We start from the raw sequence: 10,753 nt of genomic DNA, 5'->3' as shown, positions 1-10,753 counted from the left end.
CGTTCCGTCAGCGGCACGGCTTAATTCCGCCTCCGAATCGGAGGGACTCGAGGTGCCGACTGGGGAGGCGCTGATCACTGCGATGGACCTGGTAGCGCGCGAGATGACCCTCTTCGCGGCGCTCTGGTTCGTCGTCGGCGGGATCGACGACCTGCTCGTCGACCTGATCTACGCCGCGCGCCGGCTGCGCGGACGGCGCATGGCGCAGCCGGCGCTGGACGGTCCCGTGCCGCCGGGCCGGATCGCGGTCTTCGTGCCCGCCTGGGACGAATCCGCGGTGATCGGCGCCATGCTGCGCACCGCGCTCGAACGCTTCGATCACCCCGATTACCGCATCTATGTCGGCGCCTATCCCAATGATCCGGCGACGATCGCGGCGGTGGCCGAAGTCGCGCTGGTGGATGCGCGGGTGCGGCTGGTGATCGGCCCGCGCCCGGGAGGGACGACCAAGGCGGACTGCCTCAACGGCCTGTGGCGCGCCCTGCTGCGCGACGAGGCGGCGGAGGGCTTCACGGCGAGCGCGGTGGCGCTGCACGATGCCGAGGACGTGGTCCACCCGCTCGAGCTGCGCGTCTATGCCCGGGAGCTGGTCGAGCATCCGGCGGTCCAGCTGCCGGTGCTGCCGCTTCCCCACGCCCATTCGCGCTTCTTTGCCGGACACTATCTCGACGAGTTCGCAGAGAGCCACGGCCGGTCGCTGGTCGTGCGCCAGGCGATCGGCGCGGGCCTGCCCTTTGCCGGCGTGGGCTGCGCGATCCGCCGCGACGTGCTGGGGCGGCTCGCCGATGCGCGGGGCGGCGCGCCGTTCGACGCGACCAGCCTGACCGAGGATTATGAGCTGGGCTTTGCCATCGCGGCGCTGGGCACCCCTGCCCGGCTGGTCCGCATCGCCGAGGCGCCAGGCGGGCCGCCGGTCGCAGTACGCGCCTATTTCCCCGACACGATCGAGGCGGCGGTTCGGCAAAAGGCGCGCTGGATGACCGGCATAGCACTCGCCGGCTGGGACCGGACCGGCTGGGGCGGCTGGCGCCAGATCGGCGACAACTGGATGCGCATGCGCGACCGGCGCGCCACGCTCGAGATCCCCGTGCTCGCGCTCGCCTATCTGTCGATCCTCGCCTGGGGGCTTTCCTCCGGCGCCCATCTGCTCACAGGCAGCAAGGCACCGGAGCAATCGGCGCTGATGCAGGCCCTGCTCTGGACCAATTTCGCGCTGCTCGCCTGGCGGCTGGCTATCCGCGCCGCCTTTGTCGGCCATGCCTATGGCTGGCGCGAAGGGCTTTGGTCGGTGCCCCGCATCTTCTCGAGCAACGCCGTCGCGCTGCTCGCCGCACGACGCGCGCTCGGCCTCTATCTGCGCATGCTCGCCGGCGCCCCGCCGCGCTGGGACAAGACCGCGCACCGCTTCCCCGACCTGCACCCGGAGCAGGGATGAACGGCCGCGGCCGGCCACTGCGCTTCCTCGCGATGGTCGCCATCGTCTGGACGGGTGCGCGGATCGCGATCCTCTGGCCCCAGACCGGATCACTGCCGGCCGCGATCGAGGCCGCGCTGCCCTTTGCCAAAGCCGAACCCCGGACCACACCCGCCATCGCCCGACAGGCGGCCGTCGAACGCCCCCCGCTACCGCCGGCGCATGCGCGCGTGCCGATAGTCTATCGCGCCCCAATCGGTGACGACGATCCGCGCGTGCAACTCGCGCTGATGGCACTCGCCCAATATGGCGAGGTCGAGCCCGTCGCCCCCTTCGCCCCCGCACTGCCGGCATCGCTGCCGGCAAGCGCGATGCCCGCCCCCGGGCGGCTCGATCCGCTGCCCGACCGCTGGTCGCTGAGCCTGTGGATGGTCGCGCGCGGCAATGGCGGTCCGGTCGCGGCACCCGGCGGGCAGATCGGCGGCGGACAGGCCGGCGCGAGGGTCGCGTGGCTGGTAGCACCCCGCCAACGCATCGCCGCCTATGGCCGCGTCACCACTCCGCTATCCGGCAAGGGCCGCGAGGCCGCGCTGGGCCTGGAATGGCAGCCGACCCGCGCGCCGGTCCGGCTGATCGCCGAGCGCCGCTTCGGGATCGACGGCAATCCAGGCGGCACCGGGCTCGGCGCGATTGCGGGGATCGACAGGGAATGGCGCGGCTTCCGGCTCGAAGCCTATGGCCAGGCCGGCGCGGTGCTGCGCCGGCGCGCCGAACCCTATGCCGATGGCGCCGCGCGTGGCACGCGGACGGTGGGCACCGCCGGACCGGTACAGCTGGCCTTGGGTGCCGGCACCTGGGGTGCCGCGCAGCGCGACGCGCAACGGCTCGATATCGGCCCCTCGGCGACGCTGGCGGTGCGCAACCTGCGCCTGGCGCTCGACTGGCGCCAGCGCGTGGCCGGCGAGGCAAGGCCCGGCTCGGGCCTTGCGCTCACCTTGGGTGCGGATTTCTAGGGCTTACTTCCCCCGCGCGTTCGCGCGCAGCCTATTTCCCTTGCGCGCGCCAGCGGCGGATCGTGCGCTCGAGGATTTGCTCCTCGCCGCCGGTGTCGCGCCAAAGCTCGGAGAAGAGCGGATCGTCCGAAGCCGGCCGCTTGTTGTCGTCCAGATTGTCGAACAACAGCCGGATCGGCGTGGCGACGCCCTCGCCCACCGCGATGCACTCGCGGTTCCGCAATGCCGGGATCGAATCGAGGAAGCCGCGCGCGCCTTCGGGCATCGCCGCCTTCACGAATGCCTGGTCGCGCTCGTTGTTGAGGCGCATCGACAGGATCGTGCCGCACTGGGAGAGCACGCCCTCGGCCAGGTCCGAAGGGCGCTGGGTGATCAGGCCCAGCGACACGCCGTACTTGCGGCCTTCCTTGGCGATCCGGCTGAGGATCCGGCCGACCGACGAGCCGTCGGCATTGCGCTCGTTGGGAACGTAGCGGTGCGCCTCCTCGCAGACGAGCAGGATCGGCCGCTTGCTCTCGCCACGCGACCAGATCGCGAAGTCGAACACCATGCGCGACAGGACGGCCACGACCACGGACGTGATCTCGCTCGGCACGCCCGACACGTCGATGATCGAGATCGGCTTGCCGTCGCCCGGCAGGCGGAACACGCGCGACAGGAAGCCCGCCATGGTGTCGGCCACCAGCATGCCCGAGAACATGAAGGCGTAGCGCGGATCGCCCTTGATCTCGTCGATCTTGGAACGGATGCGCAGATAGGGCGCCGTGTCGGTCGCCTTGTCCATCTTGCCCATCTCGAGCTGCAGGATCTGGGTCAGGTCCGACAGGAGATAGGGGATCGGCGCATCGACGGTGAGCTTGCCGATCTCGGCCGCCAGCCGGTTCTTCTGCTTCGCGGCGAGGATGCACTTGGCGAGGATGTCCGCATCCACCTGCCGGTCCGAGCCGGAGGTGTTGAGGAACACTTCGCAATGCTCCTCGAAGTTCATCAGCCAGTACGGCATCTGCAGGTTGGTGACGTCGTAGAGCGCGCCCGTGGTCTTGAACGCGCTGGCATATTCGCCGTGCGGATCGATCATCACGACATGGCCCTGCGGCGCCAGCTCGCAGATGCGGTGAAGGATCAGCGCCGCGGCAGTCGATTTACCGGTACCGGTCGAGCCGAGCAGCGCGAAATGCTTGCCGAGCATCGAATCGACATAGAGTGCCGCACGGATGTCCTTGGTCGGATAGACATTGCCGATCTCGATATGGGCGCGATCCTCGGCGGCGTAGATCTGCTTCAGGTCCGCGGTCGAGACCGGAAAGACCGGCGCGCCCGGCGTCGGGTAGCGCGTCACGCCGCGGCGGAACTTGTAGAGCTTGCCGGTCAGCCGCTCCTCATCACCTTCGCCGAGGAAGTCGATGTACGCGGCGATGTGGTCGCCCTGGAGCTTCAAGGAGCGGACGTTCGCGATCAGCCAGGTCGCGCCGACGCGCACCTTCACCTGGCTGCCGACTTGGCCGGCATTGGCGACGGTGGGATCGCTGTTCCCGGCAAGCGCGTTCAGCGCCTCCGGATCGATCAGCACCTGGCTCGACGAACCGGCGATCTCGAGCACCGCGCCGATCGGCTCGACCGGCGTGCGCGAGGGCAGGCCCTCGTTCGTAGAAACCGACGCCGCGCCTTCGAACCCGCGCGCGCCAAATTGGCCGTCCATTCGGCTGCTCCCCGTTGACGCGCGCAATCTGCGCCAGGGAGGTAAATATTGGATGAGTCCCGAAGGACTTCAGAAGCGTTTCCAGACCGCTCCCGCGCCCCAGCCGAACAGAATCGAGAGCGCCACGGCGACGATACCGTAGATCACCGAATAGTGTTCCGCCGAATGGGCGACGAAGCGCTCGAAGCCCGATTTGCGGATCTCGATCCCGCGCACCGCCGCGGCGAGCACCCGGCCGTCGCGAATCAGGAAGGTCTCGGCAGTGAACTTGCCGATCGGCACGCGCGCCGGAATCGCGAGGCGCGCGCGATAGAGTACGCCATCGGTGATCTCCACCGCACCGGGCGCCTGGTAATAAAGGCCGGTGCGGGCGCGCAGATCCTCCAGCCCCTTGTCGAACCGTGCCTGCACCTCGGGCGCAGCACCCGATGCGGGCGAGAGCTGCAGGCTGTCGACGCCGAGCTCGTAGATCGCCCGGGTGCGCTCGTCGACGATCTGGCTGATCGGCCGCGACGAGGCGATCGCGTAGAAGCTGGGTGCCGAGCGATAGCGCATGCGCTGGGCATTGACCCAGATGCCGGCGACCTTCTCCTTTTCGCGGACCTGCACCGACTGGGTCGGTCCCTTCACCACCACGACGATGTCGGCGGGCTTCTCGCCCTGTCTTGGCGTGCGCCCGCCGGGATAGAGGATCGCGCCGAACAGCAGCAGCTCGGCGCCGGTGAACGAATAGGCGATCTCGATGTCGCGCTGCGAGACGTCGGGAACGAGGACGGGCTTGGCCTGCCCCATCAGCAGCGGCGCCAAAAGAAGAAGCGCGAGCCGCTTCACAGCAATTCCACCGAATAGATCTCGTCGGGCTGCCAGGCGAGGCCGAGCAGCATGCGCACCGCGACGAGCAGCACGATCACCGCCAGGATGAAGCGCAGATATTCGGGCTTCACCGCCAGGGCGAAGCGCGCGCCCATCTGCGCGCCGACCACCGAACCGAGCAGCAGCAGCGCGGCGAGGACGATGTCGACCGCCTTGGTGGTGGTGGCGTGGACCATCGTCGCCGCGGCGGTGACGAACAGGATCTGGAACAGCGAGGTGCCCACCACCACCTGCGTGCCCATGCCCAGCAGATAGAGCATCGCCGGCACCAGGATGAAGCCGCCGCCGACGCCGAGGAGCACGGTCAGGATGCCGGTGAAGAAGCCGAGCAGCAGCGGTGCCAATGGCGAGATGTAGAGGCCCGAGGAATAGAAACGCCAGCGCAGGGGAAGCATCGCGACCAGCGGATGGTGGCGGCGCTTGCGCGGGCGCGGCGGGCGGGCGCCGCGCGTCACCCGGATCGCTTGGATCGATTCGTGCAGCATCAGCCCGCCGATCGAGCCCAGCATAAGCACATAGAGCACCCCGATCACCACATCGATCTGGCCGCTCTTCTGCAGCAGGGTGAACAGCCCGGCCCCGGCGATGCTGCCGATCACGCCCCCCACCACCAGCACCGCACCCATGTGCAGGTCCACCCCACCGCGGCGGAAATGGGCGAGCACGCCCGAGACGCTTGCGCCGGTCACCTGGCTCGCCGCATCGGCGGCGACGGTCGGCGGAATGCCGTAGAAGATCAGCAGCGGCGTGGTCAGGAACCCGCCGCCCACCCCGAACATGCCCGAGAGCAATCCCACGCCAAAGCCCAGCGCGACGATGACGAGCGCATTGACCGACAGGTTGGCGATCGGAAGGTAGAGGTCCATTGCGCCGCAGCGATACCGCGTTTGCGGTGCAGTGCAAAAGCCCATCTCCGGTCAGGCGGCGCGGCCTGCTTGCAATGTAGGATTTCGCGTGGCTTGCTGGCGCTGCCGGGCCTGGCGCCCGGCCGCTCTTTGCCTCGTTGGAGAAATAGGATCCTGCTCGCGCAAGGAAGTTGCGAAATGCGGCGCGTTTCCGGGGAAACTGGGAAAATAGCGCGGCGCAGACCCCGCCAATGTCGTGAACTTAGTGAACTTCCACGAGTCGCCTTGCGACGTGCCGTAGGAAAGACAAGGAAGGATCGGCACGCGCTGCATGCCGATCGTCCTCAGTCCTCGGCGTCCTTCACCGCGCCGTGGCCGACGGGCACCGAGAGCAGCCGGTTGAGCTGCGCCTTGAACTGGCCGAGGTCGCCGCCGGTCAGCTGCTGGGTCGAGGTGAACGACACCGAGCGCGGGTTCACCGCCATGCCGTTGCGGTAGAGCTCATAGTGGAGGTGCGGGCCGGTCGACAGGCCGGTATTGCCGACCGCGCCGATCCGCTGGCCGCGGCGCACGGTCTCGCCGTTGCGCACATAGATGCGGCTGAGATGGCCATAGCCGGTGCCATAGCCATTGCCGTGCGTGACCTTGATGAAGTTGCCATAGCCGCTGCTGCGGCCGGCGAACTGGACGACGCCGTCGCTGGCGGCGAACACCGGCGAGCCCCAGGGCGCGGCGATGTCGACGCCCTTGTGCATCCGGGTATAGCCGAGGATCGGGTGGCGGCGCATGCCGAAGCCCGAAGAGAAGCGGCCATTGGCCGGCATCGCCATCGCGCCGGTGCTGTTGCCCTTGCCGCCGCCGTCGAACCAGCTGGTCTTGCCGCCCTGCTCGAACGGCGCGAGCTGCATCTTGCTCGTGCAGCCGCTGACGCCGGCATACATCAGGCTGCCGAGCTGCACTTCGCCGGTCTCGGCGCGCGCCTGGCCGACGATGATGTCGAACTTGCAGTCCGAGCCCAGCCGCGAGACCGGGGTGCGGGTGGCGAGCGTGCGGATATAGCTCTCGACCGCCTTGGCCGGGGCACCGGCGGCGCGGGCCGAGCGATAGAGCGACGAGCCGATCGTGCCCTGGATGCGCAGCGGCGTCCGGTCGATCGCGATCGGGATGACCTTGAGATCGAGGTTCGCGCCGACCCGGATGATCTCCATCTTCTTGTCGAAGGCGGCACGCAGCTCGAGCTTCTCGAGCGGGCGCGGCTGCGACTTTTCGGGGCGGCGACCGAGCACATAGTCGAGCATCGTGTTCGACTGGATGTCGGAAAGCGGCATCGCGCCGGCGATCAGCGAGCCGACCGTCTTCGCGTCGGCGGCGCCGATGCCCGAGCGGGTGAGCGCGGCGAGCAGCGCGCCGCCCGAGGCGAGCCTGGTCGAGCCTTCGAGGATCGGGCGCTCGGGGGTGTCGCTCAGCGGCGCGACCAGTTTCGTCGCGGCAAGGCGCGCGCCGGTGCCCGAGCCCATGCCGATCGGCTTGATCGCCTGGGCCTGGGTCGCCTCGAACTCCGCGCCGGAGACCGGTGCGGGGACGTTGCCGTAGATCGGGTTCTCGAAGCCCGGGGCGAGCAGCAACGTCGCGGTGATCAGCCCGACACAGGTCGCGGCGCCGCGATACCAGGTCAAAGTGCCGATGCGCGAGCCGAGATCGGGGGCGAATTCGAAGTCGCCGAAGCGCTCGCTCAGCCTGGCGGAAAAGCCACGTGCCGGAGCCTTGGCGCGCGCGGATGCCGCACCGCCGGTCAGGCCCTCTCCATGGTCACTCCGCAAATACAAGGCGCAACGCCCCCCAAAAGGTCGTCGATGTCGTGCCGTAAACCCCCGGCTACCGAGCAGATCACTGTGGAAGGCAGGACTTAAAGTCAAATTAAGCACCGTCTCTGGGGCCGACTCGTGCGGCGAGTTGTGGCGCCTCGCGGATGAAGCGAAGATTTCACCATATTCGGTAGTCTTTCCAACATGGTTAAGGCGAATCGCCAATCCGGGGGAGTTGCTTAAGGGGTGACTCGGAACGATCTTGGGAGTCGCAATGAGTCGTTTCGCGCGTTCCGAGATCACCGCCGTGCTGGGCCCGACCAACACCGGCAAGACCCACCTGGCAGTGGAGCGGATGGCGGGCCATGCCAGCGGCATGATCGGCTTTCCGCTGCGGCTGCTGGCGCGCGAAGTCTATGATCGCGTCGTCAAGATGAAGGGCAGCGACGCCGAGGTCGCGCTGATCACCGGCGAGGAGAAGATCTGCCCGCCCAAGGCGCGCTGGTTCCTGTGCACCGCCGAATCGATGCCGCTGGAGCGCGAGGTCGCGTTCGTCGGGCTGGACGAGGCGCAGCTCGGCGCCGATCCCGAGCGCGGCCATGTCTTCACCGACCGGCTGCTGCGCGCCCGCGGCCGCGAGGAGACGATGATCCTCGGCTCGGACTCGCTCAAGCCGATGCTCAAGGCGCTGGTGCCCGAAGCCGAGGTGATCGGCCGGCCGCGCTTCTCGACGCTCAGCTATGCCGGCGCGAAGAAGCTCTCCCGCCTGCCCAGGCGGAGCGCTATCGTCGCGTTCAGCGCCGAGGAAGTCTATGCAGTGGCCGAGGCGCTGCGGCGCCTGCGGGGCGGCGCGGCGGTGGTGATGGGCGCGCTCAGCCCCCGCACCCGCAACGCCCAGGTCGCGATGTTCCAGGCCGGCGAGGTCGACTATCTCGTCGCAACCGACGCGATCGGCATGGGGCTCAACATGGACGTGCACCATGTCGCCTTCGCCTCGCTCACCAAGTTCGACGGCCGCCGCCAGCGCCGCCTGACCGTCGCCGAGATGGCCCAGATCGCCGGCCGCGCCGGGCGACATCAGCGCGACGGCACCTTCGGCGCGCTGCACGAGGAAGGCCCCAGCGCCTTCACGCCCGAGGAAGTGCTGGCGATCGAGGCGCACCGCGTGCCGCCGCTCGAGAAGCTGTTCTGGCGCCAGGGCGAGCCCGACTTTGCCAGCGTCGAGGCACTGATCGCCAGCCTGGAGGCCAAGCCGCACAGCGAGGTGCTGCGCGCCGCACCCGAGGCGGTGGACCTCGCCGTGCTCAAGCGGCTGTCCGAGGAAGATTGGGTGCGCCAGCGGGTGCGCTCGCCGGCGATGGTCAAGCGGCTCTGGGCCGCCTGCGGCCTGCCCGACTTCCGCAAATTGGGCGCCGAACCGCACAGCCGCTTCGTCGGCCGGCTGTTCGGGCATTTGTCCGAAGGGCGTGGCCATGTGCCGCACCAATGGTTCGCCGACGAGATCCAGCGGCTCGACAATATGGGCGGCGATGTCGAGACGCTCGCGGGGCGCATCGCGGCGGCGCGCAGCTGGGCCTATATCGCCCACCGCGCCGATTGGCTGGAGGACCCGATCCACTGGGCCGAGCGGACGCGCGCGGTGGAGGAGAAGCTCTCCGACGCGCTCCACGCCAGCCTCACCCAGCGCTTCGTCGACAAGCGCACCACCGTGCTGCTCCGCCAGATCGGCGCCGATGCCTCGAACCTGCCGGTGACGATCGGGCCCGAGGGCGAAGTGACCGTCGAGGAGCATCCGCTCGGCACGCTCACCGGCTTCCGCTTCACCGTCGCGCCCGAGGCGCGCGCCGGGGACAAGCGCATGCTGCTCGCGGCGGCGGAGAAACGGCTGGGCAAGGAATATCGCAAGCGCGGCCAGGCGCTGATCGACGCGCCCGATGCCGACATCGCGCTCACCGGTGCGGTGCTGGCCTGGAGCGGCGTGGCGGTGGCGTCGCTGGAGCCCGGAGCCAATATCGCTCGCCCGCGCATCCGGCTCGACCGCTCGCTCGACGTGCTCGAACCGCAAGCCAAGGCCGCCGTCCAGGCCCGGCTCGAGCGCTGGTTCGCGGACCAGATCGGCAGGCACCTGACCGTGCTCGGCAAGCTCGACGAAGCGACGCGCGATCCCCAGGCCGGCTCGCCGCTGCGCGCGCTCGCCAATGCGCTGCTGGAGGCCGGCGGGCTGCTCCCGCGCCGCGCCGCCGCGACGCTGGTCGAGGCACTCGACCCGCCGGCGCGCCAGCGGCTGCGCAAGATCGGCGTCACCATCGGCACGCTCGACATCTTCGCCCCTGCCCTGCTCAAGCCCGGCGCCGCACGCTGGCGGCGCGAGCTGATGGGACTGGCCGAGGCGCCGCGCGAGGGCGCCACCGTGCTGCCGCGTGCCGCCCCCGGTGCCGACCTGATGCACGGCTATCGCCCGCTCGGCGCCCAGGCCGTCCGCGTCGATCTGGTCGAGCGCATCGCCCGCGCCGCGCATGACAGCCGGCAGGGCCGCAAGCCCTTCACCCCCGATCCCGCGCTCGCCACCTCGATGGGGCTCACCCCCGAGACGCTGGCGCGGCTGATGGCGCAGCTCGGCTTCCGCACCGTAAGGGGCGCGGAGGGAGAGCCGCAGCGCTGGATCTGGCAGGGGCTGGTCGCGCCGCCCAAGCCCAAGGCCCCGCCGCGCGACAATGCCTTCGCGGTGCTCGCGGACCTCAAGCATGGCTGATGCGAGCGCCATGCGGATCGATCGCTTCCTGTGGTGGGCCCGCCTCGCCGGCACCCGCTCGGCGGCGCAGGCCATCGCCGAGAAGGGCACGCTGCGCATCGACGGCCGGCGCATCGAGCGCAGCTCGGCCACGGTGCGCATCGGCTGCGTCATCGCCTTCCCGCTCTACGGCAAGGTGCGCGTCGTCCGGGTCGAGCAACTGCCGGCGCGGCGCGGTCCGCCGGCCGAAGGAAGGGCCTGTTACCAGGACCTGACGGTGACTGAGAACGTCTCGCAGGAAGCGCCACATGATTGACGCCGCAGTGTCACAGGCATAGCAGGACCGGCACGTTTCGTTCCAAGGGGCCAGTTT

The 10,753-nt window shown here is 69.5% G+C and carries 8 protein-coding genes; 4 read left to right on the top strand and 4 right to left on the bottom strand.

Annotation, left to right across the window (positions count from 1 at the left end):
• Window positions 1-52 precede the first annotated feature (52 nt).
• Together ACEN8G_RS20935 and ACEN8G_RS20930 are read left to right on the top strand one after the other, a co-directional pair.
• Window positions 53-1,435, top strand: a complete 1,383-nt coding sequence (locus tag ACEN8G_RS20935) for a glycosyl transferase family protein (protein ID WP_413415906.1) — start codon at window positions 53-55, stop codon at window positions 1,433-1,435.
• Window positions 1,432-2,427, top strand: a complete 996-nt coding sequence (locus tag ACEN8G_RS20930) for a hypothetical protein (RefSeq protein WP_413415905.1) — start codon at window positions 1,432-1,434, stop codon at window positions 2,425-2,427. The genes ACEN8G_RS20935 and ACEN8G_RS20930 overlap by 4 nt, the downstream gene beginning before the upstream one ends.
• Window positions 2,428-2,458: 31 nt before the next feature.
• Here ACEN8G_RS20930 and ACEN8G_RS20925 read toward each other — a convergent pair whose 3' ends face one another.
• From ACEN8G_RS20925 to ACEN8G_RS20910, 4 genes are all read right to left on the bottom strand, one after another.
• On the bottom strand, window positions 2,459-4,126 hold the full coding sequence (locus ACEN8G_RS20925; RefSeq protein ID WP_413415904.1) for an ATP-binding protein: 1,668 nt from the start codon (window positions 4,124-4,126) through the stop codon (window positions 2,459-2,461).
• 69 nt (window positions 4,127-4,195) lie between these two features.
• Window positions 4,196-4,957: a TIGR02186 family protein gene (locus tag ACEN8G_RS20920; RefSeq protein ID WP_413415903.1), complete on the bottom strand. Its 762-nt coding sequence runs from the start codon at window positions 4,955-4,957 to the stop codon at window positions 4,196-4,198.
• On the bottom strand, window positions 4,954-5,865 hold the full coding sequence (locus ACEN8G_RS20915) for a sulfite exporter TauE/SafE family protein (RefSeq protein WP_413740686.1): 912 nt from the start codon (window positions 5,863-5,865) through the stop codon (window positions 4,954-4,956). Before ACEN8G_RS20915 ends, ACEN8G_RS20920 begins: the two co-directional genes overlap by 4 nt.
• 323 nt (window positions 5,866-6,188) lie before the next feature.
• Window positions 6,189-7,670, bottom strand: a complete 1,482-nt coding sequence (locus tag ACEN8G_RS20910) for a M23 family metallopeptidase (RefSeq protein WP_413740685.1) — start codon at window positions 7,668-7,670, stop codon at window positions 6,189-6,191.
• Between the two features lie 253 nt (window positions 7,671-7,923).
• Between ACEN8G_RS20910 and ACEN8G_RS20905 the strand changes: the two genes are divergently transcribed.
• Both ACEN8G_RS20905 and ACEN8G_RS20900 read left to right on the top strand, forming a co-directional pair.
• Window positions 7,924-10,401 carry a helicase-related protein gene (locus ACEN8G_RS20905; protein WP_413416396.1) on the top strand — a complete coding sequence of 826 codons (2,478 nt, stop codon included), beginning with the start codon at window positions 7,924-7,926 and terminating at the stop codon, window positions 10,399-10,401.
• On the top strand, window positions 10,394-10,696 hold the full coding sequence (locus ACEN8G_RS20900) for an RNA-binding S4 domain-containing protein (protein WP_413416395.1): 303 nt from the start codon (window positions 10,394-10,396) through the stop codon (window positions 10,694-10,696). Before ACEN8G_RS20905 ends, ACEN8G_RS20900 begins: the two co-directional genes overlap by 8 nt.
• Window positions 10,697-10,753: the final 57 nt, after the last annotated feature.

The organism is Sphingomonas sp. Sphisp66, assembly GCF_047324325.1.
Taxonomy (GTDB): Bacteria; Pseudomonadota; Alphaproteobacteria; order Sphingomonadales; family Sphingomonadaceae; genus Sphingomonas.
This window is presented reverse-complemented; position numbering and strand designations above follow the sequence as displayed.